The organism is Streptomyces sp. 2114.4, assembly GCF_900187385.1.
In the GTDB taxonomy this organism is placed as follows: Bacteria; Actinomycetota; Actinomycetes; order Streptomycetales; family Streptomycetaceae; genus Streptomyces; species Streptomyces mooreae.
This window is the reverse complement of the sequence record NZ_FYEY01000001.1, coordinates 7,536,265-7,551,479: the sequence shown is the minus strand read 5'-3', so window position 1 is coordinate 7,551,479 and position 15,215 is coordinate 7,536,265. Positions and strand designations below refer to the sequence as shown.

Below are 15,215 nucleotides of genomic sequence, written 5' to 3'. Positions count from 1 at the left end.
AGGACGGCCGCACCGGGGTCGGCACCTCGGCCGGCGCCCCGGCCGCCCCTCGCGCACAAGGCACCGCCCACCGGATGCCGCGCAGTGCGGTCGTCAGGCGGACGGCGCCCCGCGGGCCGGCGTCTTTACTTGTAGCCGAAGTCCTGGGTCCAGTAGGCCCGGAGCTTGCCGCCCAGGGCGACGCCTATCCCGGTGCCCTTGGATTGGCAGCTGAGGATGTTGTCACGGTGGTGGGGGCTGTGCATCCAGGCGTCGAACGCGCCCTGGGGAGTCCTCGGCCAGGCGTCGATGTTCTCCGCGGAGGCGTCGTCGTAACCCTGTGCCTCCATTCGCTCCTTGGGGCCCTTGCCATTGGGGCCGGTGTGCGCGTAGAAGCCGTGGGCGGCCATGTCCTGGCTGTGCAGCCGGGCCGCCTTGTCCATCCGCGGGTCGCGGTGCAGGGGCTCGCAACCGTGCTTCTTCCGGGCGTTTGACGAGCCGGTTGATCTCCGCCTCGTAGCGGTCGGCCGTAACAAAGCAATTGCCCTCTGGACGCCCGGCCATTGATGTGTGACACCCTGCCCGGTCCGGCCGGAATGCGGGAACACGCCCGCTTTTCACCACACTTCGAAGGCCTGACACTTCCCCCTTCCCGGCCCGCCATCTGCCTGGGAAGATGTCAACGACGCCTTTGCACAGGCGAGTTCACCGACTTCGCCGCCTTGGTTGCCCGATACGCGCAAGTAGGCCCTTGGGTTCATCGTCGAAAGACCGCCGCCACTACGCCACTTACGCGAAAGATCTGGCACTCCCCGGACCTCCGGCCCGAGAAATCCAACGCAACGAGAAGCCGCCTCCCCCTCGCCAGGGAAAGGAAATTGTGGCCCAGCCACAGAAAATCTACGCCTGGGACAGCGCGGGACCCCGCGCGGATATCGGGGTTTGCTCTCTGGTATTCCGGAGATTATTTCTCGGTGCGCCGCCACCCATCGGGGCCGTTGGCGGCGGGCCGCATCAGCCGGGCCCGCACCAGCCGGGCCCGGCCCTTGGCGTATGCGGGGTCCTCATGCGCCTGGCACCCCGGGAGGTGCAGTCAGTGCGGTGTTGGCGGTGTCGAGGATATTGCGAAAGGTCCGGGTGATGATCGGTCTCGCGAGACGCCGGGTGAGGAGGGTGCCGAGCAGCGGAACCGGGATCTCGGCGCGGGTGGTCCAGCGCACCTGTGTGCCGCCGTCAACCTCGGTGAACGTCATGCGGCCGAGTTCATGCCGGGACGGCGGCCAACTGCGTTCCACGACGTACTCGGTGGCGTACGGCGGGTCGTAGCGGGTGATGCGTTCCCGGAACCAGCCGATCAGCCAGAGGTGGTTGCGCACCGCGCCGACTCCATAAGGGGCCAACTCGCCGTGCCGGGTCAGGCGGCAGCGCAGGATCAAGGGTGAGCGCGTGTAGTGGGTGGTCGTGGTGAGCCAGGCGAACACGTCCTCGATCGGGGCGTCGATGACACGTTCCACCGTCATGGTTTCCACGGCTGGTGACCTCCTCGTTCGAGTGGGAGCACCGTCTCGGCGCGGTGCAGCTTGTCCGGGTTGCGCATGCCGTAGAGGCCGGTGATCCGTCCGTCGTGGATCTCGAACGCGACCAGCCAGTCGAGTTCCCCGCCGGTGACGAACCGTGCCGCGGGCATGCCGTTGTAGGTGGCGTGCTCGATGCGGGTCGCCGCGGTGGTGGTGCGGAGCACCCCGAGGACGAACCGGGCGACATCGGCGCGGCCGGTGATCGGACGGCGGGCGGCGATGACCTTTCCGCCGCCGTCGGAGATCTGCACGGCATCGGGCGCCAGGAGGTCCATCAGGGTCTGGACCTCGCCGGTCGTCGCCGCATGCAGGAATCGCTGGACGATCTTCCGGGTGGCGGCGGAGTCGGCCTCGAAGCGGCGACGCCGCGCATGGACGTGCCGGCGTGCCCGGTGGGCGATCTGCCGGACCGTGACCTCGGTCTTGTCGACCGCGGCGGCGATCTCACCATGGGTGTACCCGAACACGTCGTGCAGGACGAACACCGCGCGCTCGGTCGGGTTCAGCGTTTCGAGGACGAGCAACATGGCCATCGACACCGACTCGGCCAGGATCGCGTCGTCACTCACGTCAGGTGCGGTGCGGATCGGCTCGGGCAGCCACGAGCCGATGTACTCCTCACGCCGCGCCCGGACCGCGCGCAGGTGATTGAGGGCCTGACGGGTCACCACACGGACCAGGTAGGCGCGCGGATGCCCGACCCCGGCCGGATCGACCGCGCTCCACCGCAGGTAACTCTCCTGCAGCACGTCCTCGGCATCGGTGGCGCTGCCCAGCATCTCGTAGGCGAGGGTGAACAGCAGCGGACGGTACTCGACGAAGGCGTCCTCAGGCATGGCCTGCCCCCACCACCATGCGTCGGTACCCGGGTTTCACTCGCGGCTCCCCTCTTCGGCTGCCCATCGAGACACCTCACCCCGGCGAACCGTGACAGGCCGCCGCTGTGATGCGCGTCATAGCCGCTGCGGATGCCGTCCCGCGCCCCGGGCTCCCCGGCCCGCCCTCTACCCGAAGGCCTTCAGGGCGTCCTCCCCCTGGGTCCACCAGACACCGAGCCTCTGGCGCGTCAGGAGCCAGCCGTCGGGGCCCCGGCTGAACTCCCAGTCGTACGGGCCGCCCATCGCGTAGGGGGAGGAGGTCTTCCCGGCTTCGGTGACGGCGACGAACCACATGTAGCCGATGCCGGTCGCCCGGTCGCCGTCGATGTCGAAGTGCATGTTCAGGAGGTGATGCTGCATGCTCGGATACGGCGATTCCGCTGCTTGCACCGTCGCCCGGACCGCGTCCTTCCCGTGGATCTGCTGCCACGGCCCGAACTCCAGCACCGCGTCGTCGGCCCAGCAGGCGATCCAGGTCTGCCAGTCCTTGCGGTCGAGCGCCCGCCACCCCTGGATCATGAGGGAGCGCAGGGCTTCTTTGTCTTCCAGGTCCCGCAGTCTTCGTACCAGGCTGTCGTAGTCGGCGGCAGGGGGTGGCATGCCCGCTCCTTCCTTTCGGGGTGGGTCACTGGGCGCTTGCGGTGGGACGGACGACGATCTCGTTCACGTCGACCTGCGGCGGCTGTGCAAGGGCGTAGGCGATGGCCTCCGCGATGGCCGATGCGGGCAGCGCCACGGCGCGGTAGGTCTTCATCGCCTCCCTGGCCGCGGGGTCGGAGATGCTGTCCGCGAGTTCGGACTCGGTCACGCCGGGAGAGACGAGGGTGACCCGGATGTCCCCTGCCGACTCCTGGCGCAGCCCTTCGGAAATCGCGCGGACGGCGAATTTGGTGGCGCAGTAGACGGCGGCGGTGGGCGAGACCTCGTAGGCGCCGACGGAGGCGATGTTCACGAAGTGCCCGCCCCCTTGCGTGCGCATCGCGGGGAGGGCGGCGGCGATGCCGTGCAGGACTCCCCGCACGTTCACGTCGATCATGCGGTCCCACTCATCGGTCTTGAGCGCTTCCAGCGGGGAGAGGGGCATCACCCCCGCGTTGTTCACCAGGGCGTCGATCCGGCCGTGCCGGCGCAGCGCCGCCTCGATGAACGCGCGCATGTCTGCCGCGTCGGTGACATCCAGCTTGGCGAAGGCGGCGGTGCCGCCCTCCTTCGTGATCTCTTCGACCAGGCGCTCCAGCCGGCCGGTGCGGCGCGCGCCGAGAAAGACCCGGTGTCCGTCCGCCGCCAGACGGCGTGCGGTCGCCTCACCGATACCGCTGCTCGCACCGGTGATCGCGACAACCTTGGGGGGTGTTGGCATGTCGTTGGCTCCTTGGAGAGAACGGGCGGGCGGTCCGCTCTCCGGAGTCTGGGCGGCAGTGGAAGGAGCAACCAGGACAGGCCGTTCCTGGGGACGGCGCCCCCAGGAACACACCCGGGCCGGTCTGCCTGTCTGTCTGAGGTGTCCTATGACCGTCGCCGTGTGAACCTCGCACGCGCCGCGTCGTGGGCATCGCGCAGAAGCTGCACCACCGTGTCCGTGGTCCGCTCCCCCGGGTTGACGACAGCCAGCCAGCCGAGTGGCCCGTACACCGGATGCGGCATCACGCTGTCGGCGGCTGCGTAGTCGCGAGGCCGGGTGAGACGGCGTGGCTCCTCCCCGGTGAGCTCCCGGAACGTCGCTCGGTCGACGTGGATGTTCACGCGCCACCGGTCCGGCGGGTCAAGGGCGGAAGCGGAGTCGTCGGGGTAGTCCTTGACGACGATCGTGCCGTAGGGCTGGACGTTCTGCGGCAGCTGACCGTCGGGGGCGAAATAGAAGAAGGCACTCCCCCACGTGAACTCGGGGAAGTCGCCGCCCGGCTCCGGGCTGACCACGAGCGCGCCGTCGAAGCCCCGTACGGCCGTGAGGATCTGTTCCATACTCATGGTTCAAGCATCACCTTCAAGTGCTTATGTGGGGTTGGCCGATGGGCAAGCCGGCGAGCGGTGCGCCGCGGGTACTGCTGCGGACCATCGACGTGGCCAGGGAGTCGGGGTACTCGGTGCAACAGGTGCGCGACCTGGAACGGCTGGGGGTCATTCCCGCAGCCGCCCGATCGGGCAACGGCTACCGCTCCTACACACCGCTTCACGTGCATGCTCTGCGGGCCTACCGGGGACTCGCGGGTGCCATGGGGCCTGTCGCAGCCCGGCAGACGCTCGCACGGCTGCGGACGGAGACGGTCGCGGAGGCGGCCTCGGCGATCAATGCGGTCCACGTCCGGCTCGCTCGGGAACGTGAGGAGGCACTGCGCGCCCAACAGGCGTTGCGGGCGATCCAGGCCGAAGCGGAGGCAACCGGGTTCGAGCAGGAGAGCGACGCGATGACGATCACGGAACTCGCCGAAGCGCTCCGCGTACGCCCCTCGACCCTGCGGTACTGGGAGCAGGAAGGGCTTGTCACCCCGGAGCGGGTGACGTCCCTGCGAGCACGGCGCTACGGCCTGCCGGCCATCGGAGCAGCGCGCATCGTGACGGCTCTCCGCGGCGCCGGCTACGGCATTCCCGCCGTGCGCGAGGCCATGGACTCCCTGGGGCATCTCGACGGCCCGGGAGAGGCCCAACGCATCCTGCAGCAGCGTGTGGAGCAGATCGCCGCACGCACCGTGGCGCTCCTCCGAGCGGGCGCCGACCTGGCCGTCGTTGTCGAGTCGGCTGGGGGCTAGGGGCGCACCCGGGAGATCGCTTCCCGTTTCCCGTTCCCCGCATCCCGCTTCCTACGTCCCGTCACGGCGTTCCAGGAAGGTGCCGTTCTCGCAGGTCAGAGGGCGTACGAGCGTTCCGGCGTCCCGTTTTCGGCGTCGGCCGTGGCGCCCGGGACAGAGGGCGTCGCAAGCTGAGGTCAGCAAGCAACCACGGCCGCATGCCGCATACCTCAGGCCTCCACGGGCCTCAGGTCTCAGGCCGTCCGTATGCCTCATACCGAAGGGAGACACCGTGCGGACACGCTTCCGACTCCGCCGGTTCGGCAGCGCCGACATCACCGACGCGGTAGCTGTCGCCGTGTTCGTCGCATCGGCGGCGACCGTCTTCCTTCTGCTCGTCGACCGTCTCTGACGGCACGCATTCCGACCCCACGCAACCGAACAGAAGGCATCCAGTCACCATGCGCACCACTCGTCGCGCCACCCAGCTCGTCGCCGCTACCGCCGTCCTGACGGCAAGCCTGGCGCTGACCGCCTGCCAGAACGACACCACCAAGAACAACGGCAGCCAGGCCCCGACCGCGTCCTCCCGGCCCCTGAACGGCGGCCAGGATGCTCAGTCCCCTTCGGGCGGCGACAGCAACGGCAAGGACAACGGCCCCGCCAAGAGCGGTCACGCGTCCAAGGCCTCCGTGTCGTCGGGCGCCTCCGGCAGCGGGAACGCCGGTAAGAACGGCTCCGCCCAGACCGCCGGACAGGACAACGGCAGCCGGGTGACGACCACCGCCTGCACCGGCGCGCACGTCAAGGTCACCGTGACCAAGGTCCGTCGCCCCGTCAACCACATGCTGCTGACGGCCACCAACACCGGCTCCGTGCCCTGCAACGCCTACGGCGCGCCCTACCTCCGCTGGGATGACGGGCAGGCCGCCACCACGTTCCTCGAAGCCTCCAAGCCGCAGGCCGTGATCACCCTCGCGCCGGGCGAGTCGGCGTACGCGGGGATCATGTACCAGTCCGCTGACGGCTCGGGCAGCGAGGGCCACACCGCCCGCACCCTGGGCGTCCTGTTCGGCAACCGGGCGGGCGATGGCTCCACCGGCCCGTCCGTGCGCCTCACGCTGCCCAACGGAGGTGTCCACACCGACAGTTCGGCCTGGGTCACCTACTGGCAGTCCCGTTCCGAGGACGCGCTGACCTGGTGAACGAGCGCCCTGATCCGGTCGCAGGCGCCCGGCCCTAACTGGTCGCGGACCGAAGCCGGTAGCGGTCGGGGCGCGGCGGCCGGGCTCAACCATCCTCCTTCGGGGCGGGGATCCATTTGCTGCCGCCCAGCGGGTAGTCGTACTGCGGCCGACCCTCCATCCCACTGGTGTGGAACGGCTCCCCGTTGTCGTCGATGCGGAGCGTGCCGTGCCGGTTTCCGCTGGACCACTCCAGTTGCAGGTACCAGCGCACCGCGCGGACCCCGGCGTGCGCGGTGATCTTGAAGACCTCGGGGTCCCGCTCGCTCACCTTGTAGGGGAAGTCCCGCTGTCCACCCTGCGGCGCGATGCTGGGCTGCGGCGCGTCCAGGGAAACCCCGAACGTCTTGGGGGTGATGCCGCCGCCGCAGCCCACGCCCATGCTGTAGGCATTCCAGGCGGGCGGCGCGGCACTACTGACCACCCGCACCCGCAGCCCGTGCAACACCACGGTCCTGTCCCCCGTGCCCTGCACCGACACCTCCACCAGCTGGCTGTCCGCCGAGACCGCGCCCAGCGACGAAATCCAGCCCCGGGCGTCCTGTTCGGAGGGCGGCGGACCCATCGTGCCGGGGTCCCGGTCGACCAAGTAGCGCTGGCTGCACGGGCTCTCCCAGCGGTACGGGCGGACATCCACACTCACCGGGAGCCCGGCCCGGTCGTCCGTGTCCGGCCCGTTCGCCTCTCCGCCGCCGGCCGTACGGGACGGGGAGAGGGAGAGGAACGGGGAAGGGGACGGGGACGAACTCGTGCTCCCGGTAGCGGGCGGCTGCGCGGACGCCGAGGGCAACCGGCCGCCCCCGGCCCCCACCGCCCCGTTGCCGCTCTCCGCACTTGCGGTCCGCTCGGCCGCCGCCTCGCGGCCGTGCCCGTCCCCGTCGGCGACCAGTCCGGCGGCAAGCGAGGCGGAGACGGCCACGGTGGCCACGGCGATTCCGGCCGTCAGCGCGATACGCCGGCGGCGGCCCCCGGACACCACCTGGGTCACGGGCCGCCCCGCGGCGCTGGTCTCGGCGACTCGGGCGGAGGCGGAGGCGGCCGCGGGGTGAGCCGGTGGTGGCACGGGCGCGGTGCCGGAACCGGCCCCGCGGCCGGCCCCGGAACCGGTTTCGCTGTGGGGCTCGGTATCGGTCTCGGGCTCAGTTTCGGTATCGGGCTCGGATTCGGGCCCTGCCCCAGCCCCAAGCCCGTCCTCAGCCCCGGCAACCGTCTCCCCCTCCACGGCAACAACCGCCGTGGCCCTGCCCGCTTGTTTGCGATCTCGCTCCCGGCGTCGCGCCTCGTCCGCCAGGATCCACCGCCGGTGCAGCTCCACCAGTTCGTCCGGCGTCGCCCGGCACAGCCGTGCCAGCCGCTCCAGCGGTGCGTACTCCGTCGGCACCGCATCACCGTTGCAGTAGCGGTGCAGCGTCGACGTACTCATGTGCAGTCGCTTGGCGAGCGCCCCGTAGCTGTGCCCGGAGCGGTTCTTCAACTCCTTGAGCAGTGCCGCGACCCCGGATGTTTCCTCGACCGCCCCCACTGTGACTCCCTCCCCGCCGGCGCACTCCGCGCACGGACCGTTCACCCAACACGGCCGCCCGAGCCGGACCGCCCCGCCCCACCCCGCACCGACATCGCCAATTCCTCTGCCGGTTCCGGATTCTCGGTACTGGATTCTGCAGGGCACCGGCCCGCTTTGCGCGCCGACACGGTCATCGGCACCGGTTCGGCGGAGCTCAAGACCGGGCCGTCCAGTACCGCTTGAACACTTCCCGTTGCAAGGAGCACTCCAGGGAGGTGACTTCCTCGCTGCCCGCACCCACGCCGCCTGGGTCGCCTGGGTCGCCTTCGCCACCCACGGCGACCCCGGCCGGCAGCCCTACGACACCGACCAGCACGCCACCATCCACATCGACCGCAGCTGGCGCCTGCACCACGACACCCCCGCCTCGGCCACCACAGGGGAACCGGCATGCCCCGGACCTCCTGGCACGGACTCCCCGCCCTCCCCTCCCCCGCTGCGACACGGCAGGGAAGCCGCAGGTCAGGCGCCCGTGTCACATTCTGCCGCGCCGTTTCGTCATCAGTGTGCAAGCACCGACAACGAACGCAAGCACCACAACGCCATGGGAGATCACGATGAGTGCCCGACTGAACGCCTTCGGCAGCCCGACCATGAGCAAGGTCTTCAAGCACATCATTGCGGCAGGCAAGGTGCTGGATGACTCGACGCTGCCGGCCGCGACGCAGGAGCTGGTGAAGCTCCGCGCCAGCCAGATCAACGGATGCGGTTTCTGCACCGACATGCACAGCAAAGACGCTGCCGCGGCCGGTGAGACCTCGGTACGCCTCAACCTGGTCGCGGCGTGGCGGGAGGCGACGGTCTTCACCGAGGCCGAACGGGCCGCGCTGGAGCTGACGGAGCAGGGCACCCGCATCGCGGATGCGGCCGGTGGGGTCACGGACGAGGCCTGGGCGAACGCCGCCAAGCACTACGACGAGGAGCAGCTGGCCGCCCTGGTGTGCGCGATCGTCCTCATCAACGCCTTCAACCGGGCGAACGTCCTCATCCAGCAGCCCGCCGGCGACTACCGGCCCGGCCAGTTCGCATAACCCGGGGCCGGGAGCACGACACGCCCCTCGCCGCCCTCATGAAGAGGACGGTCCCGCACCGAAGAGGCGGCGAAGCCGTGCCCACCGGGAAGCCCCCGGGGCGTCCCCAGCGTCTTGGCCTTGTCCCTGGCGCTGGGGACGCCGGGCACCGTCGTGGAGCGGGGAGGGCTGCGCAGTGGGCTCTTCGTGCGGATCCCCCCGGAACCGCGCCATCAGCGCGTTGCAGATGGAAAGCTGGGGCGGTACACATCTGCGTCACGGGGAGAATTCTCGGCATGGCTGTCATCCACCACACCCGCCTCGTACCGACCAAGTTGGAGCTCCTGGCGTCCTGGCTGCCCTCCCGCCCGTGGTACGGCGACGGCGCGGGGGAGCCGGAGTTGGCCAATGCGGGTGGCTTCCGGCTGGACGACCCGCAAGGCGAGGTCGGGATCGAGTTCATCGTGGTCACCGACGCCCGCGGCCCTCTCCCGGCCGCCTATCTCGTTCCGCTCACCTATCGCGGCGCCCCGCTCGACGGGGCCGGGCACGCGCTCGTCGGCACCATGGAGCACGGAGTGCTGGGGCGGCGCTGGGTCTACGACGGCTGCCACGATCCGGTGTTGATCGGCCAATTGCCGGCTCTGATCGAGGGCCGGGCACAAGCCCAGGACCAGAACACCACGGGCACCCCGGCCCGGGGCGTCACCTGCTCCTATGCCGGCGAAGCCCCCCTCCCCATGGACTTCACCACGACTGCCACCGACACCCGGGAGAACACGGAACTGCCCACGCTGAACGGCATGGTCCTCCGACTGCACCGGGTACTTCGGCCCACTCCGGAGGCCTCGTCCCTGCCCCCGCGGGGAACGGCCGGTCACATCGCCGGCTCCTGGCAGATGCCGCACGGCAGCCGCGCCGCGGGACTGTTCGCCACCTTGCACACCGGCCTTCAGAGCTGAGGCCTGCCTTCACAGTCCTGTCGTTCGCCCGCAGGTGGCGGACAGGTGAGCGGCCTGCCGGGCGTCGGTCCACCGGTGGGGAAACCGTTCGCCGGACAGGCCGGCGTTCTGTTTGGCTCGGGTCATGAACGATCTACAGATCCGCTGCGCCGGCCTCTCGGACATCGACACCGTGTTGCAGTTCTGGCGCGAGGCCGCGGAAGGAACGAGCATCAGCGACGACCGCGACGGAGTGGCCCGGCTTCTCACCCGGGATCCCGAAGCGCTGCTCCTGGCGGAGCGCGACGGTGTCCTCGCGGGGACCGTGATAGCCGGCTTCGACGGATGGCGCTGCCACCTCTACCGGCTGGCCGTGCACCCCGGGCACCGCAGGCAGGGCATCGGCGGTGCGCTGCTGGCGGCCGCCGAGGAGCGGTTCCGTGCGCTGGGCGGGCGGCGCGGCGATGCGATGGTGCTGGACCGCAATGAAACGGCGCAGCATGCGTGGCGCGCGGCGGATTACGCGCCCGAGCCGCAGTGGAGCCGCTGGGTCAAGCATCTCGACGGCTGAGCGCCCGCCCCCCGACGCACCGACGCACCGACGCACCGACGCACCGACATCCAAAGAGCCCGGCCCGCCCCGGCACGGGGCGGGGCGGGCTCGCTCTCGACCGGCAACTTTGCTGATCCTTTACTATGGAGTCTCCCCTCCCCCGAGTGAAAGGTGTGTGAGCGTCCGGCCATGGACGAGCCTCCCAGTTGCCGATCATCCATTGGACAGAGCGCGAACCTCCCGATCCTGTTCGATCATGGGACGGAGGTGACTCGATGACCGACCTGCTCTTTCTGGGCGTGGCGCTCCTGCTGACCCTGGCCTGCGGGGTCTTCGTCGCCGCCGAGTTCTCCCTGACGACCGTCGAGCGCAGCGACCTCGAACGCGCCGCCGAGCGCGGCGACCGGGGCGCGGACAGCGGGCTGAAGGCGGTCCGCAGCCTCACCTTCCAGCTCTCCGGCGCCCAGCTCGGCATCACCGTCACCGGCCTGGTCATCGGCATGCTGTCCAAGCCGGCTATCGCCACCCTGCTGGCGGGACCGCTGGACGCGATGGGCCTGCCGCATTCGGTGGCGGAATCGGCCGCCCTGGTGCTCGGGACGGCGGTCTCGACGGTCGTGCTGATGGTCGTCGGCGAGCTGGTGCCGAAGAACTGGGCCATCTCCGACCCGCTGGCCATCGCGAAGCGGGTGGCCACCGCCCAGCGCGGCTTCAGTGCCGCCTTCAAACCGCTGATCCGGCATCTCAACAACGCCGCGAACCACACGGTCCGCCGGATGGGGCTGGAGCCCGCCGAGGAACTGGCCTCGGCTCGCGGTCCGCAGGAGCTGGTGGCGCTGGCGCGGCACTCCGCCAAGGAAGGCGCGCTGGAGCCCGACACCGCCGAGCTGTTCGTCCGCACCCTCAACCTCGCCGATCTGACCGCGGAGAACGTCATGACCCCGCGGGTGCAGGTGATCGCGCTGGAGGTGCAGTCCACCGCGGAGGACGTGGCCAATGCGACCCGGGCGACCGGACTGTCCCGCTTCCCCGTCTACCGCGGCAGCCTGGACAGCGTCGTCGGGGTGGCGCACATCAAGGACGTCCTCGCCGTCCCGGCCGAACGCCGGCCGCGGCACCCGGTGTCCGAGCTGGTGCGCGAGCCGCTGCTGGTGCCCACGACGCTGACCGTGGACCGGCTGCTGGACCGGCTCTCCGGCAGGCGCACGATGGCCGTGGTCATCGACGAGTACGGCGGCACGGCCGGCGTGGTGACGCTGGAGGACATCGTCGAGGAGGTGGTCGGCGAGGTCCGCGACGAACACGATCCGATGGAGACCCCCGACCTGGCGCCGGCCGGCACCGACGCCGAGGGCCGCAGGGTCTACCAGGCCGACGGCTCCGCCCGCACCGACCAGCTGCAGAGGCTCGGCCTGTGGCTGCCCGAGGGCCCGTACGAAACCCTCGCCGGCCTGGTCGCCACCGAACTCGGCCGGATACCGGTCGCCGGCGACACCCTGGAGGTGGCCGGCTGGCGGATGGATGTGCTGGACGCCGCCGGTCATCGTGCCGCGCGGGTGCTGTTGCACGCCCCGCTCCCGGGCAGCCATGACGAGCAGGACGCGGAGGCCCGCCGATGATCGGGTTGCAGCTTTTCGTGGGCCTGCTGACGCTGGTCGTCAACGCCTTCTTCGTGGGCGCCGAATTCGCCCTGATCTCGGTGCGCCGCAGCCAGATCGAGCCGTACGCGGAGCGCGGTGACCGCCGGGCGACCAGCGTGCTGTGGGGGCTGCAGCATGTCTCGGCCCTGCTGGCGGCCGCCCAGCTGGGCATCACGCTGTGCACCCTGGTGCTGGGCGCGGTCGCCGAGCCGGCCATCGCGCACCTCCTGGAGCCGGTGTTCCACGCGGTGGGGATCTCGGACACGCTGATCCATCCGATCTCGTTCGTGATCGCACTGTCGCTGGCCACCTACCTGCACATGCTCTTCGGCGAGATGGTGCCGAAAAACGTCGCACTGGCCGAGCCGGTCCGCAGCGCCCTGATGCTCGGGCCGCCGCTGGTCGCGCTGACCCGGGCGCTGCGCCCGGTGATCTTCGCGATCAATGCGCTCGCCAACGCGCTGCTCAAGCTGCTGCGGGTGGAGACCCGGGACGAGGTCGCCGCGACCTTCTCGGACGACCAGCTGGCGAAGATGGTCGAGGATTCGCGGGCGGCCGGGCTGCTCGACGAACGCGCGCAGGAGCGGCTGCGGGACGCCCTGGAGCTGGGCCGCCGCCCGGTCAGGGATGTGGTGCTGCCGGCCGAGAAGGTCGTCTCCGCGCAGATGGGGGCCACACCCGAAGAGCTGGAGCAACTGGCCGCCGAGTCCGGCTTCTCCCGCTTCCCCGTCGTCGACGACACCCGCCGCATCCTCGGTTATCTGCACGTCAAGGACGCGCTGGACGCCGCCCCGCGCGATGTGCCCTTCCCGGTGTCCGCGCTGCGCCCGATCGCCCGGGTCAAGGCCTCGACGCTGCTGGACGACGTGCTGACGGCGATGCGCGGATCCCGTACGCATCTGGCCGCGGTGATCGGCGAGGACGGGCGGCTGGCCGGGCTGGTGACGATGGAGGACGTGCTCCGGGAGCTGGTGCTGCAGCGGCCCGGGGCCTGAGGAGGGGCGGCAGCCCGAGCGTCTGACCGATCGGTTAGATTGTTGACCGATCGGTCAGACGCGGGCGCGCTCAGCGTACGGCGTGCTCCATCGCGTGCGTGCCCACACCGGTCGCCATCGCATCCGACGCGACGAGGGGGCAGGGGCATGGATCGCACCAGGTGCTGCATAGCGGGCGGGGGACCCGCCGGGATGATGCTCGGACTGCTGCTGGCCAGGGCCGGCGTCGAGGTGACCGTCCTGGAGAAGCACGGCGACTTCCTGCGGGACTTCCGCGGGGACACCGTTCATCCGTCGACCCTGCGGCTGCTGGACGAACTGGGCCTCGGCGAGGCGTTCGCCCGGCTGCCGTTCACCAAGCTGGAGGAGATGCGGGCGCAGGTGGGCACCACCACGGTGGTACTGGGCGATATGCGGCATCTCCCGGGCCGGCACAAGTACATCGCCATGGTCCCGCAGTGGGACTTCCTCGATCTGCTCGCGAGGACGGCCGCCGAGGAGCCGTGCTTCACCCTGCGGAGGCACACCGAGGTGAGGGGACTGCTGACCGAGAACGGCCGCGTCACGGGGGTGCGGTTTCGCGACGAGCACGGAAAACCCGGCGAGCTGGCCGCGGATCTGACGGTCGCGTGCGACGGCCGGCACTCGCGGGTGCGGCAGGCGGCCGGGCTCCGGCAGCGGCTGTTCGAGGTACCGATGGACGTCTGGCAGGTAAGGGTGGAGGCTCCCCGAAGCTCTCAACTTCGTTCGAGCAGGGGGGACCCCCATGCCGACACCCGCAAGGACGGGCGGGTCTTCGCGCGCTTCGGCGGCGGCCAGGCGGCGGTCACCATGGACCGCGGCACGTACTACCAGACGTCCTATCTGATCAAGAAGGGCCGGGACGCGGAGCTGCGCGCCCACGACATCCAGTGGCTGCGTGACCGGCTCGGGGCGCTGTTCGACTGGGACGACGAGGTGACCGGCGCCATCGGTTCGTGGGACGACGTCAAGCTGCTGGAGGTGACCTTCGGGCGGCTGCGGCGCTGGTACCGGGACGGCCTGCTGTGCATCGGGGACGCGGCGCACACCATGTCGCCGGTCGGCGGCGTGGGGGTCAATCTGGCGCTGCAGGACGCGGTCGCGGCGGCCCGGATCCTGGCGGTGCCGCTGCGCCGCGGCACGGTCGGCGTGGCCGATCTGGCGCGCGTCCAGAAGCGGCGGCACCTGCCGATGGCCGTGGTGCAGAAGTCCCAGCAGGCCGAGCACACGATGATCCGGTCCGCGCTGGACGGCACGCTCGACGCGGACCGGCTGCCGGTGCCGATGCGACTGTTGCGGCGGGTGCCGCCGCTGCGGACGGTGGCCGGTTATCTCGGCGGGTTCGGAGTCCGTCCCGAGCGGGCTCCCGCCTTCGCCCGGGTCACGCCCGGGGCTCGATCGCGCTGAGGGCGAACCCCTCCAGCTCCGCGGCCGCGGCGTCCAGGTCGAGGTCCGGATGGACCAGCCAGTGCGCGATCACCCCGTCGATCGCCCCACCGATCGCCAGGGCAACGACCCGGACATCGAACTTCCGGAAGACTCCCGCCTCCTGACCCTCCGTCAGCAATGTGGCGAGGGCCTGCCAGCGGCCGTGGGTGTCGTGCGAGCCGGGCGTCTTGAGCCGGGTGCCCCCCTCGTCGTCGAGCAGCATCTCGGTGATCACGCGTACCTGGCGGCGGTGGGCCTGCTGGTAGCCGATCATCGCCCGTACGTAGGCGACGATCGCGTCCCGCGGGCCGGCCGCCCGCGCCACCCGCTCGCCGACGTGGGCGCGGAACTGCTCCATCACCTGCTCCAGTGCCGCCCGGGTCAGGTTGTCCTTCGAGGAGAAGTGGTAGAGCACCGCGGCCTTGGACAGCCCGGCGCGCTCGGCGATCGCCGACAGCGAGGTGGCGGGGTAACCGCGGGTGGAGATCAGGTCGATGGTGGCTTCGATGAGCTGTTGGCGGCGGCCCCGTTCGGTGAAGGTCAGCGCGTCGGGTCCAGCCTCCCGGCGAGCAGTCATCGCGTTTCCACCTGCACCTTTCCTCGCCCTGACGACGACTTCAGACCGTACACCGCAGGTGCCGGGCGCACCGCCGTGAACC

General features: G+C 70.6%; 16 protein-coding genes. 8 read left to right on the top strand and 8 right to left on the bottom strand.

What is annotated here, in order from left to right:
* Positions 1-125: 125 nt before the first annotated feature.
* From CFW40_RS33300 to CFW40_RS33275, 6 genes are all read right to left on the bottom strand, one after another.
* The gene (locus CFW40_RS33300; RefSeq protein ID WP_088801449.1) at positions 126-587 is read right to left on the bottom strand and encodes a CAP domain-containing protein; all 462 of its coding nucleotides are present in this window, start codon (positions 585-587) and stop codon (positions 126-128) included.
* 456 nt (positions 588-1,043) lie between these two features.
* Positions 1,044-1,508 carry an SRPBCC family protein gene (locus CFW40_RS33295; protein WP_088801448.1) on the bottom strand — a complete coding sequence of 155 codons (465 nt, stop codon included), beginning with the start codon at positions 1,506-1,508 and terminating at the stop codon, positions 1,044-1,046.
* Positions 1,496-2,392, bottom strand: a complete 897-nt coding sequence (locus CFW40_RS33290) for an RNA polymerase sigma-70 factor (protein WP_088801447.1) — start codon at positions 2,390-2,392, stop codon at positions 1,496-1,498. Before CFW40_RS33290 ends, CFW40_RS33295 begins: the two co-directional genes overlap by 13 nt.
* Positions 2,393-2,560: 168 nt before the next feature.
* On the bottom strand, positions 2,561-3,034 hold the full coding sequence (locus tag CFW40_RS33285; protein ID WP_088801446.1) for a nuclear transport factor 2 family protein: 474 nt from the start codon (positions 3,032-3,034) through the stop codon (positions 2,561-2,563).
* A 25-nt stretch (positions 3,035-3,059) separates the two neighbouring features.
* Entirely contained in the window at positions 3,060-3,794 is a 735-nt protein-coding gene (locus CFW40_RS33280; protein WP_088801445.1) for an SDR family oxidoreductase, read from the bottom strand.
* Positions 3,795-3,940: 146 nt separating this feature from the next.
* The gene (locus tag CFW40_RS33275; protein ID WP_088801444.1) at positions 3,941-4,396 is read right to left on the bottom strand and encodes a DUF6194 family protein; all 456 of its coding nucleotides are present in this window, start codon (positions 4,394-4,396) and stop codon (positions 3,941-3,943) included.
* A 47-nt stretch (positions 4,397-4,443) separates the two neighbouring features.
* Here CFW40_RS33275 and CFW40_RS33270 point away from each other — a divergent pair, with 47 nt between their 5' ends.
* Both CFW40_RS33270 and CFW40_RS33265 read left to right on the top strand, forming a co-directional pair.
* A complete protein-coding gene (locus CFW40_RS33270; RefSeq protein WP_088801443.1) occupies positions 4,444-5,181 on the top strand; it encodes a MerR family transcriptional regulator in 738 nt (245 codons plus the stop codon).
* Between the two features lie 440 nt (positions 5,182-5,621).
* Complete coding sequence (locus tag CFW40_RS33265) at positions 5,622-6,365, top strand: DUF4232 domain-containing protein (protein WP_088801442.1); 744 nt, start codon at positions 5,622-5,624, stop codon at positions 6,363-6,365.
* An 85-nt stretch (positions 6,366-6,450) separates the two neighbouring features.
* On the opposite strand, the gene CFW40_RS33260 is transcribed toward CFW40_RS33265, so the two are convergent.
* Positions 6,451-7,926: a helix-turn-helix transcriptional regulator gene (locus CFW40_RS33260; protein ID WP_088801441.1), complete on the bottom strand. Its 1,476-nt coding sequence runs from the start codon at positions 7,924-7,926 to the stop codon at positions 6,451-6,453.
* 599 nt (positions 7,927-8,525) lie between these two features.
* On the opposite strand from CFW40_RS33260, the gene CFW40_RS33255 reads away from it, so the two are divergent.
* The 6 genes from CFW40_RS33255 (at position 8,526) to CFW40_RS33230 (ending at position 14,535) form a co-directional block, all read left to right on the top strand.
* Entirely contained in the window at positions 8,526-8,999 is a 474-nt protein-coding gene (locus CFW40_RS33255) for a carboxymuconolactone decarboxylase family protein (protein ID WP_088801440.1), read from the top strand.
* 275 nt (positions 9,000-9,274) lie between these two features.
* Entirely contained in the window at positions 9,275-9,940 is a 666-nt protein-coding gene (locus CFW40_RS33250) for a 1,4-alpha-glucan branching protein (RefSeq protein WP_088801439.1), read from the top strand.
* A 124-nt stretch (positions 9,941-10,064) separates the two neighbouring features.
* Positions 10,065-10,490 carry a GNAT family N-acetyltransferase gene (locus tag CFW40_RS33245; protein WP_088801438.1) on the top strand — a complete coding sequence of 142 codons (426 nt, stop codon included), beginning with the start codon at positions 10,065-10,067 and terminating at the stop codon, positions 10,488-10,490.
* A gap of 257 nt (positions 10,491-10,747) precedes the next feature.
* The gene (locus CFW40_RS33240; RefSeq protein WP_088801437.1) at positions 10,748-12,091 is read left to right on the top strand and encodes a hemolysin family protein; all 1,344 of its coding nucleotides are present in this window, start codon (positions 10,748-10,750) and stop codon (positions 12,089-12,091) included.
* Positions 12,088-13,107, top strand: a complete 1,020-nt coding sequence (locus CFW40_RS33235) for a hemolysin family protein (protein ID WP_088801436.1) — start codon at positions 12,088-12,090, stop codon at positions 13,105-13,107. Before CFW40_RS33240 ends, CFW40_RS33235 begins: the two co-directional genes overlap by 4 nt.
* A gap of 147 nt (positions 13,108-13,254) precedes the next feature.
* Positions 13,255-14,535, top strand: coding sequence for an FAD-dependent oxidoreductase (locus CFW40_RS33230; RefSeq protein ID WP_088801435.1), 1,281 nt, complete (start codon positions 13,255-13,257; stop codon positions 14,533-14,535).
* On the opposite strand, the gene CFW40_RS33225 is transcribed toward CFW40_RS33230, so the two are convergent.
* Entirely contained in the window at positions 14,510-15,133 is a 624-nt protein-coding gene (locus CFW40_RS33225; protein ID WP_088801434.1) for a TetR/AcrR family transcriptional regulator, read from the bottom strand. The genes CFW40_RS33230 and CFW40_RS33225 overlap by 26 nt on opposite strands.
* Positions 15,134-15,215: the final 82 nt, after the last annotated feature.

Excerpts from the sequence above, each read along its gene's own strand:
- CFW40_RS33225 (WP_088801434.1), bottom strand. The coding sequence starts at position 15,133 with ATGACTGCTCGCCGGGAGGCTGGACCCGACGCGCTGACCTTCACCGAA.
- CFW40_RS33280 (WP_088801445.1), bottom strand. The coding sequence starts at position 3,794 with ATGCCAACACCCCCCAAGGTTGTCGCGATCACCGGTGCGAGCAGCGGT.
- CFW40_RS33245 (WP_088801438.1), top strand. The coding sequence starts at position 10,065 with ATGAACGATCTACAGATCCGCTGCGCCGGCCTCTCGGACATCGACACC.
- CFW40_RS33270 (WP_088801443.1), top strand. The coding sequence starts at position 4,444 with ATGGGCAAGCCGGCGAGCGGTGCGCCGCGGGTACTGCTGCGGACCATC.
- CFW40_RS33250 (WP_088801439.1), top strand. The coding sequence starts at position 9,275 with ATGGCTGTCATCCACCACACCCGCCTCGTACCGACCAAGTTGGAGCTC.
- CFW40_RS33275 (WP_088801444.1), bottom strand. The coding sequence starts at position 4,396 with ATGGAACAGATCCTCACGGCCGTACGGGGCTTCGACGGCGCGCTCGTG.
- CFW40_RS33255 (WP_088801440.1), top strand. The coding sequence starts at position 8,526 with ATGAGTGCCCGACTGAACGCCTTCGGCAGCCCGACCATGAGCAAGGTC.
- CFW40_RS33240 (WP_088801437.1), top strand. The coding sequence starts at position 10,748 with ATGACCGACCTGCTCTTTCTGGGCGTGGCGCTCCTGCTGACCCTGGCC.
- CFW40_RS33285 (WP_088801446.1), bottom strand. The coding sequence starts at position 3,034 with ATGCCACCCCCTGCCGCCGACTACGACAGCCTGGTACGAAGACTGCGG.
- CFW40_RS33230 (WP_088801435.1), top strand. The coding sequence starts at position 13,255 with ATGGATCGCACCAGGTGCTGCATAGCGGGCGGGGGACCCGCCGGGATG.
- CFW40_RS33235 (WP_088801436.1), top strand. The coding sequence starts at position 12,088 with ATGATCGGGTTGCAGCTTTTCGTGGGCCTGCTGACGCTGGTCGTCAAC.
- CFW40_RS33265 (WP_088801442.1), top strand. The coding sequence starts at position 5,622 with ATGCGCACCACTCGTCGCGCCACCCAGCTCGTCGCCGCTACCGCCGTC.
- CFW40_RS33290 (WP_088801447.1), bottom strand. The coding sequence starts at position 2,392 with ATGCCTGAGGACGCCTTCGTCGAGTACCGTCCGCTGCTGTTCACCCTC.